The following is a 16,455-nucleotide window of genomic DNA, read 5'->3' as shown; positions in this document are numbered from 1 at the left end:
TTGGACATTAAACAGCTCCGCTATTTCTGTACCATCGCGGAAGAAGGACAGGTGACACGCGCAGCCAAAAAACTGCACATGGCCCAGCCACCGTTAAGCTATCAGCTCAAATCCCTTGAAGAGGAGCTCGGCGTGCTGCTGCTGGAGCGGAACGGTAAAAAAATGGAGCTAACTGATGCCGGAACCATCCTTTACGAACGGGCCCGCTCGCTTCTCCTCCAAATGGAGGCGGCTGTCTCTGAGGTAAAGGAAGCCGGAGAAGGCCTGACCGGACTTCTGTCAATCGGCTCTGTGAAAACATGCTTTTCCTATATCCCCGAGCGGATCCGCTTCTTCCGGGAACAATATCCAAACGTCTCGTTCCGCCTGCACGAAGGAGACTCCTTCCGGCTGGCAGAGGACGTCCGCAGCCGGCAAATCGAACTTGCTCTGATCCGCATGCCGCTCGATTTACATGACTTTCATCATCTCCCGCTATCCAAAGATCCGTTTGCAGCGATCGTACCTGACCACTGGCCCATAGAAAGCACCATTTGTATGAAAGATTTGTCAGACCTCCCTCTCCTTCTGCTCCACCGGGTCAGCGGCATCGGATTGTATGAGCTCGTGCTGAATGCCTTTCACAAGAAAGGCTTGACCCCTCAAATTGTCTGCCAATGCCCGGACGCGGCCATGCTGATGTCCTTAGTCCGCGAAGGAGTCGGCGCCGCCATGCTTCCTGAATCTGCGTTGCTCGCATTCCCAAATTCCGGACTAAAAGCCGTCCGTATACAGGATGCGGCCATTCTTTCCGATTGTGCGCTGATTTGGCTGAAGGACCGGTCATTAACGAAGAAAGCGGTAAGGTTTCGGGAGACGTTTGTTGGGGAGGGAAGGTGATGAGGGGTGGAGCTGTTTGGAGTGATTGGGCGGGGTGGGCGATTGGGGCGATTGTTCCATTATCGGTTTGGTTTGCACTGACCCCCAATACAGCACCGTATCGGGGGTCAGAGGAAAACTGTGCTAAAAGGATGGTGGACAAGAGCTTGCAGAGAGCGGGGACGGAGGTTTAGTACGGTAGAGGAGCGGGGGTCAGTGCAACGCCATTCCCTCCACAAAAAAACACACCCCAAATCAGGTGTGTTTTACAGCCTTTTCATACACATCAAACAATTCCTTCACCGAAATCCCATTGATCCTCATACCTTCCAAATCGCTTTGCTGAATCTCCACCTCCTGCAGATTGCACTCCATAAAGCGGCTGCCTTTCAGGTCACATCGTTCAAATGTGACAGGCTGCTGATTCTCTTCAAGGCTCGTATCCTTAAACTGAACCCCGCCCATCGTTACATGGTCGATCCGGCTGCCGGACAAATTTAAATCTGCGAGCAGGCTGTTTCTGAAATTAATGTTTTGAAACCTGGACTGGCTCAAATTGCAATTACTGAAATGAGTGTTCATCACATTGCTGTTGCTGACGGAGCTGCCGGCTAAATTCACCTTAAAGAAATCACTTTCGTCCATCCCGCAGCTTTCATAATGTGTTCCTGACAGATCCTGATTTTGAGTGGCTTTCGAATGATTAGATGACTCCTTCCGTTTTTCATAACAGAATTCATCCTCAGATTCATACGCTCTTTCAAAACCCGCTTTTTCATAAAAATAATGATTATTCAGCTGCCTGCTGGATGTTTCCAGCTCCCAGGAAGATACCTGCGGGTACGCCTCTTCGGCCAATTTAAGAGCAATCGATCCGATTCCCCTCCCCTGCAAGGAAGTGCTTACAAAAATACGGTCAATTCTCGCGTGCAAATCGCCTGCGATTGTCATAATCAATCCGCCTGCTATCATTTCATCTGCGAGGATTTTGTAATAGACTAACTCACGGATACTGTATTCAGTCATATGTATGGATTGATATCCCGGCGGCTGAATATTGTAATCTATGATAGGTTCCTCTTCCCTCAGCCACCTCTTTGCTTCTGCATCAAAGGTTGCCTTCATGATGTTTGTCAGCGTTTCAGCGTCCGATAGGGAAGCTCTTTTGATCGTTATATTGGACATATTTCTATTAATCTCCCTGTTTTGGATTATGACCCATTCCATCTTCCCATAAGGATGGTGCTGTAGAATTTGCCGTCTGATAAAAGCTTATCCTTTTTTAAAACACCTTCTGTTTCAAATCCGAGACTGCTGTAAATCTTTATCGCCCGGTCATTCGTTTCCAGTACATTTAAGTTCATTTTCTTGATCCCATTGGAGTCGGCCCAGGCAATCGATTCTTTTAATAGATTCACGCCAATCCCGTACCCCCAGAAGTCCTTCAGCACGCCCACTCCGAATTCTGCTTTGTGTGAGGATCTTTTCAGCTGATTTCCTTCACACCTTGAAAATCCGACAATCTCCCCCTCCACCTCGGCCACTAAAAACAAATGGCCGGGCATTTCCGTATCATTCTTAATCAGCCGTTCAAAGCCTGCTTCGTCGATCAATCCCTCTCCCTGTTCCCTATCCATATTTTCTGTTTCTCCATCAATGCGGACTCTTACCTTGGAGAGCATCCCAGCATCTTCATGCATAGCAGACCTGATTGAATAGGTAAGGCCTTTCACCTCAAATAACCGATTCTTTATTATCATGGGATTCTCCTATCTTCATTCGTTCACTTCACCTTTCCATATTAAGGGTATTCCTGCTGATCGGGCAATATATTCTTTTGTAAAGGGCACTACTCGATACGATTTCAGCTTTTCCTCATGATTAGAGCCGTCATTCCATTTACGATTGCTCCAAGTAAAAGAGCACTAGAAAAGTATTTGCTGGATAGGACCGGCCCGAATCCTTCTAAATTTAGAAAAAACGGCAGCAGGAAGAATCAAAGCCGGAAGGAAACAATATTTCACTTCAATTTTCAATGTTATATAGCTAGTAACAATCATTAAGTTGAGGGGGTAAAATAAAACTAAAGATTGTATTCATGTAATCTTCCTTCTCCATAACCTGTTCCTATTTTACCATTTTCTCCTAAACACAAAGAATCATTTTCCTATTTTCATATTGACGCGCTGTTAAAATCCTCTATAATTCAAACTAATTCAATACGAAAACTCTTTTATCAAGAGCAGGCGGAGGGACAAGCCCTATGAAGCCCGGCAACCGGTTGACCATGGTCAATACGGTGCTAATTCTTGCAGCGATTACGCTGACAGATAAGAGAGAGGGATCCCTTTGTGTGCAAAGCCTCTTTCTTATCCGGAAAGAGGCTTTTCTGTGTTGTAAAAATTTTAGGAGGAAAGAAATGAAGAAGAAGCCGATTTTATCCGTTTTACTGAGCGCAAGTCTACTGGGAAGTCTTCTTCCCGCTCAAGCACTGGCCGGGGAGACTGAACGAAAGCAGAGTCTTTTCAATTCAGAACAATATGACTACATAACGTATGATGCTCTTAGAAGCAAACTGGAGTCCTATGAAAAGCAAAGCAGCCGAGTTCAATTGGACATTACAGGAAAATCTTCCACCGGCAAAAATTTGTACACGGTCACCATTTCAGACAGCAAGTCTAAGCAGAGTGAACTTAAGTACAAGGGATTGCGGAAACTCATGAGAGAAAATCCGGAAAAAGCGCAGCGCTACCTGAAAGCCAATCCGGATATTAAGCCCCCGATTTTGATTCATGCCTCCATTCATGGAACCGAATTTGTCGGAACAGATGCAGCGCTCCGGTTAATTGAACGGTATGGATTTAAGAATGATCAGGAAACTAAGGAGATACTGAAGAACTTCACACTGATTATCAATGTGGACGCGAATCCTGACGGACGTGTCGATGCTACCCGCTTTAACGGAAACGGAATTGATCTGAACCGTGATTTCGTGACCCAGTCCCAGCCTGAAACGGAAGCGGCCGTTAAGCAAATCGCCGAGCTCAACCCTCTCGTTCTTCTTGATCTTCACGGTTATGTCAGGCAACGCGGGGAAGCAAAGCATCCGGGATTGATTCTTCCGGGTACACCCCCTCATAACCCGAATTACGAATACGATTTGCTTTATAAGTGGATGAATCAGCAGGCAGAAGCGATGGAATCGAATATTGTCAGCGAAAGAGATCACTATGAGACCGAATTGTACAAAACACTGGAAGGCACTCACATCCCATTAAGAGATTCAAAATCCGGCTGGGATGTCTACCCTCCTATTTACACCCCGGCTTATGCTATGCTTCATGGCGGCCTGGGCTATACATTGGAAGCACCGACAAATGACTGGGACGGAGTGAAATGGCAGGTCGATGCTGTGAATGGGGCCCTGGAGTTCGCTTTACAGAATAAACAGGCCATGCTTCAAGACCAGCTTGAAGTGTTTGACCGCGGAGTCAAGGGGGAGCATCCGAACAATAAAGATGGCTTTTATCCTGACAGCTACATCATCCCGGAAAATAAAAAGGATAACAGCGCGGTGCAAAAGGTTGTCCAGCACTTACTTAAAAATGATGTGAAAGTGGAGCAGGCGGCTAAGCCATTTCGCGCAGATGGAAAGCGCTATGAAAAAGGAACGTATATTGTGGATCTTAACCAGGCAAAGGCCGGCTTGGCTAATGCGTTCTTATGGGACGGTGAAGACATTACAAACGATATTGACGCTATGTACGACATTTCCGCCTGGAATCTCTCTGAGCTTTGGGGCTTTGATGCCATCAAAAGCCAGGAGGATGTGAACGTCCAAACGAAAGAAGTTCGGGAGGAAAATGTCCGCGGAAAACTCATTGGCAAAGGACCCTACTCCATTCCGAATACATCTGTAAATGCGGTCCGCCTTGTGAACTCTCTTATTGATCAGGGCGTTTCCGTCAAAAAGGATAACGAAGGAAATTTTTACGCTGCGGAAAAAGGGAAAGCGATTCAGAGAGCGGTTCAGGTATCAGGATTAACCTTACGCACCAAAGCAGTCCCTAAAGATGCCATCCCGCTTAAAAAGCACAGAGTTGCGATCTTAAAGGATGGCGGTCTGGGCAAAGTCCAGTCCCATTCAGGCACAAAGCTCGCCCTCGAACGGCTTGGATTCCAAGTGTCGGAAGTTCATCCGAGAGATGTAGCCAATAATGGATTAAATGGCTTTGATACCTTTATTTACAGCGGAAGCGCCAGCCTTACATCCTATAGGCTCAGCGAAGCCAATAAAGAATTCGGTTTAACCGATGAAGAGGAACTGAAAAGGTTTAACGGACAGATCAAGCAGTTTGTCGAACAGGATGGCCATTTCATCGCAATCGGAGCAGGCGGTTCACAGGCAGCAAAAGCTGCAGGATTAACGGAAGTGGAGATCAATAAAGGCTTTTCCAGCAGCAACGGAATTGTAAAAGTGGATTATCTCCCATCCCCTCTTACTGCCGGTTACAGCAGGAACGATGCCGGTTTCGTATACGGACCCGTTTGGTATTCCAGCACAGAGGGCACAAACATTGCCGCCACTTTTGTGAACAATGACTCCTTCTTTACCGCCGGCCACTGGAAAGACCGGGCACCGGCTAAAGGCCAGCCAGTCATCGTGCAGGAAAAAGACAAGCCGGTTACATTAATCGGCATTGAAGCGGGATTCAGGAACCATACGGATTATTTATTCAGGCTGATTTCAAATAGCGTATTTGATAAAGAATAGACAAGAAAGAGCATCGGATGCCGGTGCTCTTTTTCATGGAATAATATGATAGAATACGGGTAAAACGGCAAACATAGAGGAGATTCAATGGAAAAAGAACAAACCATCAGTTCAAAATACATCCAGCAGCATCTGGCCAATGAACGGACCTATCTCGCCTGGGTAAGAACGGCCATCGCCATTATAGGAATCGGTTTTATAATCACCAACCTTCACTTCAGCTTCATGGACAAAGCCTCCCCGGAAGTGAACATATTGACCATCATCATCGGTGTTTTCTCCATTATTTGCGGGTTTTCACTCATTCTGTTTTCTACATTTGATTACCGAAAAAAAACAAAGCAAATTGATGAGCAGACCTTCCGTCCATCCCGCCATATTGTCACGTGGGTTTCCGCTTTGATTGTTGTCATTATCTTGATTTTTTCCCTTTATTTCTTTTTAATTTTTTAGCCATTGCAGAAAAACGATGTTTACTAAGGGGGAAATGCGATGTCTGCTCAGGTACTCATTACAGGCGCCGGTCCAACCGGTCTGGTGCTCGCCCTTCGTCTCGCAGGGCACGGGGTCCCGTTTCGGATTATTGACCAAAACAAAGGACCCGGAGAATCGTCCCGTGCTCTTGTCATTCATGCGAGAACACTGGAATTTTACCGGCAGCTTGGCTTTGCGGAGGAATTAATCGAACTCGGCATCAAAATGAAATCCGTCCGCCTTCTTGAAAACGGACAGAAAAAGGCTAAGCTTGAGCTGGCTGATTTAGGAGCCGGACTAAGCCCTTTTCCGTTTATCCTGAGTCTCGCACAGGATGTTCACGAACAATTTTTAGTCAAGAAACTGCAGGAGCAAGGCATTGAAGTGGAATGGGAAACAGAGCTCCTCTCCTTTACGGACTATGGAGATGAGGTGGAGGCCGTCATCTGCAAAAACGGAAAGACAGAATGGGCCCGTTTTGACTACATATGCGGCTGTGATGGAGCTCACAGCACGGTCCGTAAAACATTGAACTTCAAATTTTCAGGCGGGACATATGAAGAGCTGTTTTATGTAGCGGATGTTAAAGCTGCCGATGATGGGATGGAAAAAGACGGCTTTTACATGTTCATCGATCAAGGCGGATTTTGTGCGTTTATCCCGGTCCGCACAACCGGGATGAGAAGAGTGGTTGGAATTGTACCGAACGAAATGAGAGATTCTCCAGATCTATCGTTTGAAAACGTAAGGCCGATTGCAGAAAAGCAACTTGGCTTGGCTATTCATAATGTAAATTGGTTCTCCACCTATCGCGTACACCATCGCGTCAGTGAACATTTCCGCAAAGGCAGAGCGTTTATTGCCGGAGATGCCGGCCATATCCACAGCCCTGCCGGCGGTCAGGGGATGAACACAGGAATCGGCGACGCCGTCAATCTCTCCTGGAAGCTCGCCGCCGTCCTGCAAGGAAAAGCAGATCCCGATATTTTAGACACGTACGAAACCGAACGGATCGCTTTCGCACGGCTGCTCGTTTCCACAACCGACCGTGCCTTCCGACCGCTCGTAGGCAGAGGCTTTCAAAGCAAGCTGATTCGGAAGATCCTCTTCCCTCTCGTCATTCCGGCATTGCTAAAGGTACCGAATGCACGAAAAAGAGCCTTTAACCTGCTTTCTCAAACCCGGATTCATTACAGAGGCAGCAAGATCAGCGACGGCAAAGCCGGAAGCATTCATGGCGGGGATAGATTGCCATGGATTAAAACAGATAGAGGGGATAACTATGAACCCCTGAAGTCGATGAAATGGCAGATTCATGTGTATGGGAAGGCAAGCAGGAATCTGCGGGAATTTGCCGTTGAAAAAGATATTGAGCTGATAGAGTTTGAGTGGAATTCCGAGATGGCGAAAGCTGGATTTGAACGGGATGCGGTTTATTGGGTAAGACCGGATGGGCATGTGGGGTTTGCTTTTGGGAAGGGTCGGGATCGGGAGGTTCGGGATTTTATTTTGAAGTAAAGGTTGATTTGAACAACATGTCATAGCCAACAATTAAGACCACCCTTTGAGCTGTGGCGGCGATTAGGGTGGTCTTTTCTATTCTGATTGAAGTCTTCCCCCTTGCAGGAAGACAACTATTGTATCGGAACCTTGGTGTTAGAGCACCAGGGTTCTTTTATATTGTATGATTATTTACATTTACTATAATATGAATTGGACAAAATTCACAAACTCCGTGTACCTTACCCTATTTTGTTTATTCCAGCTTCATTCACTTCATATCAGCAAACAGTCTAGTAGGTGTTAATAGAATTAAAAAAAGCTGCTCCTAAAAGCAACTCTTTTTCGTATGATTCCTACTGGGTTCGAACCAGCGACCTCTACCCTGTCAAGGTAGCGCTCTCCCAGCTGAGCTAAGGAATCGTAATATGTAGTTGCAGCATCTCTCAGCTGACTTTCTCTATTATATTTCTCTCCCCCCTCCCTGTCAATAACTTATCCAAATAAATCGTCTTCCTTTCTTCCTTTTGCTACAATGAGTCTATCAATCACGAGGAGGAAGTTTAGATGACGGTTAAGATTCAGGTGTTTTCGGATTTTGTATGCCCTTTCTGTTTTATTGGGGAGGAGCCGCTTCGGCAGGCTGTGGAAGGTAAGGATGTTGAGGTAGAGTTTATGCCGTTTGAGCTTCGTCCTTATCCGATGGAGGGAATGTCTCCGAAAAGCGATTATATTCAGCAGGCGTATAAGCAGTCGGTGCAGCCGCTCGCTCAGCGTTTTGGTGTGGAGATGGAGCTTCCGATGGATTTGGATCCGGTTCCGCATACGCATCTTGCTCATCAGGGCTATCAGTTTGCGATGGAGCATGGCCAGGGCCAGGCTTATGTGGATGCGGTGTTTAAGGCTTATTGGCAGGAGGGCCAGAATATCGGGGATGTGGCGATCCTGACTGGGATTGTCCGCGAGCTCGGATTAAATGAAGCTGCTTTTCAGGATGCGATTACCGGCGGCACGTATGTGCAGGATCACAAGGAGGCATTGGATCTGGCCAGAAATGCGGAAATTCAGGCCGTTCCGACGTTTATTATCGGAAATCAGAAGCTGCAGGGCCTCCATTCCAAAGAATCCATTGAACAAGTCATTGCGGATCAGGCGAACGACGGGATGATGAATGGAGCTTCTTGCGGACCTGAGGGCTGCTGAACTTTAAAAAGGGAGTGAATGGAAATGGCTAAAACAGAAGCTTTTACAGACGCCATCTATGATGCCATCGATGAGGCGGATGGTTTGAAGGACGGCAGGGAATGGATGTTGAACCGGGCCGGGAAGCTTGGCATTAAGAACCATGTTGAGGAATTCGGGAACGAGTTTGAAGCGAGTTTTCAGGAATTTGAAGGCTGGCTGACCACCCTTCTTACGGAGAAAAAGCCGCCTGCTTCACTTGAAGCAATCAACTTTGCACTTTATGAGACCGCGGATACGATCAGTTTGTATGTGGCAGGAGCCGAGGAATGGGATGAGGAAGGCGACTGGGCTCTTGCAAAGGATTACGCACCGCTGTCGGTTGAGCCTTATTTCCCGGTCTATAAGCCGATTTATCAGCTATTGGAAGACCATCTTCCCGCAGGGCTGTTTCTAGGAACGGCAACGATCATCATTTTTGTGAAAGAGTTCGTATCCAGACATGGAGAGCTTTTCCCGGATGGTGTGATCCTTGGAGCCGGATTTGACGGCGGAGATGTATATGACTTTATGGAATTGAATTAATCGAAAAGACTGCCGCTCTGGCAGTCTTTTTCCTTTGTCCCCCTTGCTTCTATTCTGCTTTTGCTATAAAGTGGATAAAATATCCTTTTAAAGGGGGAGCAGACCATGAAGAAAAAAGCCGCCCTTCTCTTAACCTCTACCGGCATCTCCAATCTCGGAGACTGGATCTATTTCATCCCCCTGAACATGATGGTTTACAGCATGACGGGGTCCGCTGCCGCAGTAGCCGGGCTTTACATGATCCGTCCGCTGGCGGGCATGATGACTTCCTTCTGGGCTGGAAGTTTAATAGACCGGTATTCTCAGAGGAACCTGATGATGGGGCTCGATTTGATAAGGGCGATCCTCGTTTTGCTTTTATTAGCCGCTCCGTCCCTTCCTGTTATTTACGCTCTCGTCTTTTTCATCTGTATGGCGGATGCGTTCTATGATCCTGCAGCTGCCGCTTATACGGTCCGGCTGATTCCTTCTCAAGACCGCCAAGTTTTCAACTCCTATAAAAGCCTCGCCTGGTCAGGATCTTTTATACTCGGTCCCGCTCTGGCCGGACTGCTGTTTATGACCGGACGGCCGGAAATAGCGTTTTTCGCTAACGCTTTATCCTTCGTTCTTTCTGCCCTTCTTCTCTTCCGTTTGCCTTACCTCGGCTCGGGGGAGCAGACATCTCAAAAAAGAATCTCCCTTTCCGTTCTGGCAGAGGATTGGAGAATGGTCATGGGATATATGAAATCCGCACGCTATGTGATGGCTGTGTATCTCCTCTTTAACGGACTGATGATGATGGCAGCCGCTCTCGATTCACAGGAAGTCGTGTTTTCCCGGGAGGTGTTGAAGCTTTCTGACAGTGCCTATGGTCTGCTTGTCAGTGTTTCCGGCGTTGGACTGCTTATCGGATCATTTGTTAACCGGTTAGCTGTAAAAAAACTGAACCCATCTTTACTGATCGGCTGCGGAGGATTGATGATTGCAGGAGGCTATCTGATTTACTCCCTCTCCTCCACATTTTTATGGGCAGCCGCTGGCTTTTTCATTCTTGCCTTCTTTATGGCGTTTGCGAACACCGGGATCTGGACGTTTTATCAAAATCATGTGCCGGCAGACATCATGGGACGGGTGGGCAGTGCCCTCGGCATGGTGATCTCGCTCATTCAGGTGATTTTTATATTCGGAATCGGGTTTTCCAGTGACCTTTTCCCGCTGCGTTCCGTTATTTTTGCAGGTGCCGGATTTATGATGATTCTCTCATCTCTTCTTTTCATTGCCGTTCTCAAACCTTCTATTCGGCCGCTCGGTTTGATTACGAAAAATACGAAAGCGTAATCGCCAGCCCATTAAACGTTCCGTGGATGATCATGCCGGGAATGATTGATTTTGTTTTTTCATAAGACCAGGCAAAAATGATTCCTGACAGGAAATTTACAGGCAGACCGTTATAGGTTGGAATATGGACCAGAGTGAAAACAGCCGAGCTTAGCAGGATTCCTGCTCCTATGCCCCATTTCACTCTGAACCATTTATACAGAAAGCCCCGGTAAAAGATCTCCTCATAGATCGGAGAAATCACCGCAGCGGAGAGAAATGCAATGAAAAAAGAAAAGATGGACCTGCTGTTCTCCAGAGATTTGGTTTTTCCGTTTTCCCACCCTATATGCATCCACTCCATTAAGGAGAGGATGATCAGACTGCTTCCAATAAGCAGGATAATCCACAGAAAGATCCATATCCAATACCGGCCTGAAAATCGATTTAGACCCACAGCGTCCCAGGTTAGGCGGTATGGTTTCAGTGCAATGACATCATACACACCTAAAATAAACACTCCTGCCATGACCAATCCTGTTAGCATTCCCGAGTATAACTGATTCTGCAGCCAAGCATAAAGAAAATCCTGCAGGAGAAATTCAATCAGCAGCGGGACAAGGCCAAATGCCAGAAACAGCAGGGCCATACAATCTCTCAAAGACCACTCCATTGAAAAAAATACATTTTTACCCAAAATAACCATTCCTCCTGTAAAGATGTGTGATACATTTAGCATAATCGGTTACGCAGCGTCACCTGCAAGCCTTTTTATCAGGGGGGTTATCATGTATTTTTCAACGGGAGAAGTGTCAAAAAAACTGAATGTCACCTTGCGCACCCTGCGCTATTATGACCAGATCGGTTTAGTTAAACCGGCGAAAACAGATGAATACGGCAAACGGTTTTATTCAGAGGAGAACATGCTCCTTTTAGAAAAGATTTGCCTGCTGAAATCTGCTTCTATGCCATTAAAGGATACGTTGAACATCATTAATCAAGTCACAAGTGAAGAAATCCTGCTTTTACATAAAGAGCAGCTTGAAATCCAGATTAAGCACCTTCAAGAAGGTCTTGGCCATACAACCGCTCTGTTACATACATGGAGGCTTGAAGGAGAAATAAACTGGGAGCAGCTGCTGCCCCTTGTCAATCTGCAGAAACAGTTTGATTTAGAGCATTCTCAATTTAGCGAAGAAGAACGGTCTGCCCTTGTCAGCCGTCTTCCGAAACTGGAGGATGAGAAGACCGGTATATGGATTCACCTTATTAAGCGAATTAAACGCTGCATTGAAGAAGGCACAAGCTATGATTCTCAAGAAGGACAGCTCATTGCTGGAGAGATCATCCGGCTTTCTGAACATCTTTTTCAAAATGACCGGGAGCTTGAGAACAAATTTTGGGAGTCACGCAAACAAGAAAGAGTTTCAGCAGATTTAAATTTATTTCCGGTTAAACAAGAAGTGCTGAAGTTTATTGAGGAAGCGGTTATTTATTGCGAAGAAACATCCCGGAACAAGAAGGAGATGCTTTAATGGTATTTCTTATCACGATTATCCTCATTGTATTCCTGTATGATTTCACCAAGCTAAGACAGCAGAACAAAGAGATGATTGAACAAAATAAAAAAATCATGTCTGTGCTGGAGGATATAAAAAGAAATGAGAAAATGTAAAAACAGCGGCTATCCTGCACCGCTGTTTTTCTTTTTTTTACGTATCAATGACCGTATCCACGGCAAGCGTGTTCGTTGCAGTGGAGGTAGATGTAACGCTGCTGAAGTCCAAATACTCCAGGACAACCGGTGCACCAAGGAGAATGGAGGCACGGATGAGTAAATTGTTCGCAGATAAGGTGGACAGTCCCCCCTGCTGAAGAACTCCATTTACATAAACGTTGACCACCGTTTCGGCATTCGGAACCGGCAGGGCCCCTGCTGCCAATACATTTCCATTGTCGTCACGGAATGATGTGGCAGGGATTGTTGTATTGCCGCCTACAATCATAAGTGCTGTTACATTAGCCGCATAACGGGAAGCGACGGGTGCTACATCCGTGACCGTATTTACATTCACATCCCCGCTTACGGTATTGGAAGCAGACAGGACGAGTTTAATCAATTCAGCTGGCATACGAAAACTCCTTTCTTAATGAAGCTTAACAAACTGTATGATAATGGCTGTCCCTTTAAGCGGAACATCACGGGTTTTTAGTGTGAAGAGCCCTTTTTGCACCTCATAATTCTGCTCCGGCTGAAGAACAGCATTGATAAATACGTTTAGATAGGAAACGGCTGCGGGATCGAGGATGGGCGCTGTGCTGTAAGGAGCGAGTGCATCATGATTTGTATAAAGGTGCTTCGTTCCGTCGGATTTTGCAAAATACGTCAGGACTTCTATTTTTCTCGGCAGCCTTTTGCTTATGCTGTCCGGCCTGACTACCGGAATGGTGATGAGCGGTCTCGTCAAGCAGCCTCTCCCCTCCCTTTTCGTTTACCTATCTATAACTAGTTTATTTCTCTCCAAATCCAATGGTGCGGGAACGTTTCACCAATACGGATGGAAATAAAGGGCTGGATTGGTAAAATGACAAAACAGGCGAAGCAGGCGCATACACCGGCCAGGGTCACTAAAAATTCGGAAGAACGACTTCATCGGTTTTCTGTAAAACGGAACACTCCGTATAAATGAGGGTGCGCTCATGATATAATGAGACAGCCAGCTGAAGGAAAACTTTTTAATGAAACGGATGCAGAGAAAAGCCTCCGCCTTTCGATTAAATATGGAGGTGTAAGAGAATGAATAAACGGTGGACAATCAGTAAGATTCGGGAATTTGTTGAGAAAAATTCGGAAAGCACGCTTCTGACAGCGGAATATCACGGCTTTTCACAAAAGCTGCAATTTAAATGCGCCTGCGGAAACGAATTCGAAAAAACATTTACGAAATTCAAAAACAATAACCAGCGTAAATGCGATGTATGCCAGCCGCCAAAAGAGTCCAGATAACGAGCAGATGCTCCGTGAACCCATAAGAAGAGGCAGCCCGCCCGGCTGCCTCTTTTCCTTATTCTGCTCAGCAGCTCCTCATCCGCGCCCGCTGCCCTGCAGCCTTGCATACGGCAAAGGCTTCGTCTTCGGCAGCAGATCAAGCGCCGCACCGAAGTCCTGAATTAAATCCTCCGCCTTTTCCAGCCCAACGCTCACACGGAGAAGCCCATCTGTAATCCCTCTTGCATAGCGCTCCTCTCTCGGCATAGCCGCATGGGACATTTTGGCCGGATAGGAGAGAATCGTCTCTACCGCCCCCAAGCTCACCGCAAACACAGGAAGCTGGACGTTTTGAACGAGCTTTCGGACCGCATCTTCATCGGTTAGCTTAAAGGAAAGCACCGCGCCCGGCCCTTCCGCCTGATAGCGCTGGACAGAGCAGCCGGGGTGGAAGGACAATCCCGGATAATAGACTTCCTCCACCGCCGGGTGCCTGGATAAGAATGCAGCCAGTTTATGAGCCGACTCGGTCGATTGCTTCAGCCGTACATGGAGGGTTTTTAAGCCTCTCAGCACAAGCCACGAATCCTGGGCACCGAGAATGGCCCCAAACGAATTCTGCAGTTTGTACAGCTGATTCCCGAGTTCTTCATCATTCACGACTGCAAGTCCCGCGACGACATCACTGTGTCCCGCTAAAAACTTCGTGGCGCTGTGAAGGACAATGTCGACTCCGAGCCCAAGCGGACGCTGCAGAGCAGGGGTTAAAAACGTATTATCCAGGAATGTTAGACAGTCATTTGCTTTCGCAAGCTTAACGATTCCTTGAATATCGGTAATTTTCAGCAAAGGATTGGATGGAGTCTCCATGTATATGACCTTTGTATTCGGACGGATTTTGGATGCCACGTTATGAAGATCCGTCATATCCACAAACGTATACTCAATGCCAAACCGGCTCAGCACCTCTGTGACCATGCGGTACGTTCCTCCGTATACGTCCTCAGTAACCAGAACATGATCCCCTTTTGACAGCAAAAGGAATGCGGTCGAGATTGCGCTCATTCCGGATGAAAAAGCAAATCCCCGCGTACCGCCCTCAAGGTCGGCAATCGCATTTTCAAGCACTTCTCTCGTCGGGTTCCCGGAGCGTGCGTAATCGTATTTACCGAACTGATCAAAATCGGACTGGTGGAAGGTGGATGATAAGTGGACGGGGACACTGACCCCTCCCGTTTCCTTATCTGTCTTATGGCTATTGTGCAGCAGCTTTGTCTGGATGGACCAATCAGTATTGCTCAATTTTTTCCTCCTCCTTCACAGCCTGGAATGCCTGCTTTAAATCGGCTATCAGATCTTCTGCGTGCTCGATTCCGACCGAGAAGCGCAGAAGCCGGTTACAGACACCGTTTGCCGTACGTATTTCTTCCGGTATATCCATATGCGTTTGAGTGGCTGGATACGTCATTAAACTCTCAACCCCGCCTAAACTTTCAGCGAAGGTGATCGTTTTCAACTGTTTCAAAAAAGGATTCACCCATTCCTCTTTCGCGATCCGGAACGACAGCATGCCTCCCCGGCCCGGGTAAAGCACATCGGTTACCTCCGGGGCTTCTTCCAGGAATCCGGCTATTTCAGCTGCATTCTGTTCATGCTGCCTCATCCGAAGCGCGAGCGTTTTTAACCCCCTGATCAATAGCCACGAATCAAACGGTGCGAGAACCGCGCCGATCGCATTATGATGGGAAGCGAGTTCCGCACAAAGCTCCTGCCCTTTCGCTACCACGATCCCGGCAAGGAGATCATTGTGTCCCCCGAGGTATTTAGTCGCACTGTGGATGACAATGTCCGCTCCGCTCTTAATCGGCTGCTGAATAACCGGTGTGTAGAACGTGTTGTCCACGATCAAAAGCAAACCATGGCGCTTCGCTACTTCAGCCACCGCTGCAATGTCTGCCTCCTGCATAAGCGGATTCGTCGGTGTCTCCAGAAAAATCGCTTTTGTATTTGGCAGAATCCGGGCCTCTGTATCCCCCAGGTCAGTAAACGTATCATATTGGAAAGTTAAGCCGTATTTCCGCCATTCCTGTTCAAACAGCCGGTACGTTCCTCCATAAATATCGGAGGAAACAATCAAATCATCTCCGGTTTTAAACAGGGCCATAATCGTTTGGATCGCGCCCATTCCAGAGCTGAAAGCAAAGCCCTGATCTCCCCCTTCAAGGTCAGCCAGTGCTTTCTCGGCAATGGCACGGGTCGGATTGCCGGTCCGGATGTAATCAAAACCGGTCGATTCCCCAATGCCAGCGTGCCGGTAAGCAGTCGTTAAATAGATAGGAGGATTGACAGCGCCCGTGGTCTGTTCACTGCGGTTTCCAATTTGAGCCAGAATCGTTTCTGTATGTTTTGTCATTTTTACACCCTCGTTTCTGAAAAATAGAAATTCAAAAAGCCTTCCTCTAAAATAAGAAGAAGGCTTGTCGCTGAACAGTTCTTCTTCTCATCTCCCAAGCTCGCTTGCTGGATTTAGCACCTTGGCACGCATAAAGCGTTCTGCCGGTTGCTGAGGTTTCGCAGGGCCAGTCCCTCCACCTCTCTGGATAAGAATAAATAATCGGAAATATATGAATTTTGTATAACCTTAACGCAATTCTATGAATTTGACAAGCCTTTCATGCAAACTTTCCCCATTTTCTCCGCAACAGCATTTTTTGCCGAATCATGATAAAATAAGTGGAAGCGAATACAAATTAAAAGCGGAGGGCGCTTGCCCAGCCGTGAGAGACGGTGGAGC

The 16,455-nt window shown here is 47.1% G+C and carries 18 protein-coding genes, 1 tRNA gene and 2 riboswitches; of the genes, 11 read left to right on the top strand and 8 right to left on the bottom strand.

What is annotated here, in order from left to right; all coding sequences use genetic code 11:
- Positions 1–879 carry a LysR family transcriptional regulator gene (locus tag CEF21_RS08875; RefSeq protein ID WP_123915360.1) on the top strand — a complete coding sequence of 293 codons (879 nt, stop codon included), beginning with the start codon at positions 1–3 and terminating at the stop codon, positions 877–879.
- Positions 879–1,052, top strand: coding sequence for a hypothetical protein (locus CEF21_RS21240; protein WP_164462136.1), 174 nt, complete (start codon positions 879–881; stop codon positions 1,050–1,052). The genes CEF21_RS08875 and CEF21_RS21240 overlap by 1 nt, the downstream gene beginning before the upstream one ends.
- A 61-nt stretch (positions 1,053–1,113) precedes the next feature.
- Here the strand turns inward: CEF21_RS21240 and CEF21_RS08870 are convergent, their stop codons facing one another.
- Complete coding sequence (locus CEF21_RS08870) at positions 1,114–2,043, bottom strand: GNAT family N-acetyltransferase (RefSeq protein ID WP_123915357.1); 930 nt, start codon at positions 2,041–2,043, stop codon at positions 1,114–1,116.
- A gap of 26 nt (positions 2,044–2,069) precedes the next feature.
- The gene (locus CEF21_RS08865) at positions 2,070–2,618 is read right to left on the bottom strand and encodes a GNAT family N-acetyltransferase (RefSeq protein ID WP_123915354.1); all 549 of its coding nucleotides are present in this window, start codon (positions 2,616–2,618) and stop codon (positions 2,070–2,072) included.
- 470 nt (positions 2,619–3,088) lie between these two features.
- Positions 3,089–3,195: riboswitch (SAM riboswitch) on the top strand.
- Positions 3,196–3,277: 82 nt separating this feature from the next.
- On the opposite strand from CEF21_RS08865, the gene CEF21_RS08860 reads away from it, so the two are divergent.
- The 3 genes from CEF21_RS08860 to CEF21_RS08850 all read left to right on the top strand — a co-directional run bounded on the left by CEF21_RS08860 (position 3,278) and on the right by CEF21_RS08850 (position 7,624).
- Positions 3,278–5,632, top strand: a complete 2,355-nt coding sequence (locus tag CEF21_RS08860; RefSeq protein WP_123915351.1) for a M14 family zinc carboxypeptidase — start codon at positions 3,278–3,280, stop codon at positions 5,630–5,632.
- Between the two features lie 87 nt (positions 5,633–5,719).
- Positions 5,720–6,085 carry a YidH family protein gene (locus CEF21_RS08855; RefSeq protein ID WP_123915348.1) on the top strand — a complete coding sequence of 122 codons (366 nt, stop codon included), beginning with the start codon at positions 5,720–5,722 and terminating at the stop codon, positions 6,083–6,085.
- Between the two features lie 39 nt (positions 6,086–6,124).
- Positions 6,125–7,624: an FAD-dependent monooxygenase gene (locus tag CEF21_RS08850; RefSeq protein WP_123915344.1), complete on the top strand. Its 1,500-nt coding sequence runs from the start codon at positions 6,125–6,127 to the stop codon at positions 7,622–7,624.
- A 332-nt stretch (positions 7,625–7,956) separates the two neighbouring features.
- Here the strand turns inward: CEF21_RS08850 and CEF21_RS08845 are convergent.
- Positions 7,957–8,029 (bottom strand) — tRNA-Val (locus CEF21_RS08845).
- A 144-nt stretch (positions 8,030–8,173) separates the two neighbouring features.
- On the opposite strand from CEF21_RS08845, the gene CEF21_RS08840 reads away from it, so the two are divergent.
- The 3 genes from CEF21_RS08840 to CEF21_RS08830 all read left to right on the top strand — a co-directional run bounded on the left by CEF21_RS08840 (position 8,174) and on the right by CEF21_RS08830 (position 10,693).
- Entirely contained in the window at positions 8,174–8,809 is a 636-nt protein-coding gene (locus tag CEF21_RS08840; protein WP_123915341.1) for a DsbA family oxidoreductase, read from the top strand.
- 24 nt (positions 8,810–8,833) lie between these two features.
- Positions 8,834–9,373, top strand: coding sequence for a type 1 periplasmic-binding domain-containing protein (locus CEF21_RS08835; protein WP_123915338.1), 540 nt, complete (start codon positions 8,834–8,836; stop codon positions 9,371–9,373).
- A 105-nt stretch (positions 9,374–9,478) separates the two neighbouring features.
- Positions 9,479–10,693 (top strand): MFS transporter, encoded by a 1,215-nt coding sequence (locus CEF21_RS08830; protein ID WP_123915335.1) that lies wholly within the window; start codon positions 9,479–9,481, stop codon positions 10,691–10,693.
- Here CEF21_RS08830 and CEF21_RS08825 read toward each other — a convergent pair.
- Entirely contained in the window at positions 10,671–11,378 is a 708-nt protein-coding gene (locus CEF21_RS08825) for a CPBP family intramembrane glutamic endopeptidase (protein ID WP_241156798.1), read from the bottom strand. The genes CEF21_RS08830 and CEF21_RS08825 overlap by 23 nt on opposite strands.
- 82 nt (positions 11,379–11,460) lie before the next feature.
- Here CEF21_RS08825 and CEF21_RS08820 point away from each other — a divergent pair, with 82 nt between their 5' ends.
- Positions 11,461–12,207 (top strand): MerR family transcriptional regulator, encoded by a 747-nt coding sequence (locus tag CEF21_RS08820; RefSeq protein WP_164462135.1) that lies wholly within the window; start codon positions 11,461–11,463, stop codon positions 12,205–12,207.
- Positions 12,207–12,347, top strand: a complete 141-nt coding sequence (locus CEF21_RS21235; RefSeq protein WP_164462134.1) for a hypothetical protein — start codon at positions 12,207–12,209, stop codon at positions 12,345–12,347. Before CEF21_RS08820 ends, CEF21_RS21235 begins: the two co-directional genes overlap by 1 nt.
- 37 nt (positions 12,348–12,384) lie before the next feature.
- Here the strand turns inward: CEF21_RS21235 and CEF21_RS08815 are convergent, their stop codons facing one another.
- Positions 12,385–12,804, bottom strand: coding sequence for a DUF4183 domain-containing protein (locus CEF21_RS08815; protein ID WP_123915329.1), 420 nt, complete (start codon positions 12,802–12,804; stop codon positions 12,385–12,387).
- A 15-nt stretch (positions 12,805–12,819) separates the two neighbouring features.
- On the bottom strand, positions 12,820–13,140 hold the full coding sequence (locus CEF21_RS08810) for a DUF4183 domain-containing protein (protein WP_241156797.1): 321 nt from the start codon (positions 13,138–13,140) through the stop codon (positions 12,820–12,822).
- A gap of 329 nt (positions 13,141–13,469) precedes the next feature.
- Here CEF21_RS08810 and CEF21_RS08805 point away from each other — a divergent pair, with 329 nt between their 5' ends.
- Positions 13,470–13,679 (top strand): hypothetical protein, encoded by a 210-nt coding sequence (locus CEF21_RS08805; RefSeq protein WP_123915327.1) that lies wholly within the window; start codon positions 13,470–13,472, stop codon positions 13,677–13,679.
- 78 nt (positions 13,680–13,757) lie between these two features.
- On the opposite strand, the gene metC is transcribed toward CEF21_RS08805, so the two are convergent.
- Complete coding sequence (metC, locus tag CEF21_RS08800) at positions 13,758–14,963, bottom strand: cystathionine beta-lyase (protein WP_123915324.1); 1,206 nt, start codon at positions 14,961–14,963, stop codon at positions 13,758–13,760.
- On the bottom strand, positions 14,950–16,074 hold the full coding sequence (locus CEF21_RS08795; protein ID WP_123915321.1) for a methionine biosynthesis PLP-dependent protein: 1,125 nt from the start codon (positions 16,072–16,074) through the stop codon (positions 14,950–14,952). The genes metC and CEF21_RS08795 overlap by 14 nt, the downstream gene beginning before the upstream one ends.
- A gap of 84 nt (positions 16,075–16,158) precedes the next feature.
- A riboswitch (SAM riboswitch) is annotated at positions 16,159–16,268 on the bottom strand.
- Positions 16,269–16,455: the final 187 nt, after the last annotated feature.

The organism is Bacillus sp. FJAT-42376 (assembly GCF_003816055.1).
Lineage (GTDB): Bacteria > Bacillota > Bacilli > Bacillales > Bacillaceae > Metabacillus_B.
The sequence above is the reverse complement of the archived record's forward strand: the minus strand, read 5'-3'. Positions and strand labels throughout refer to the sequence as shown.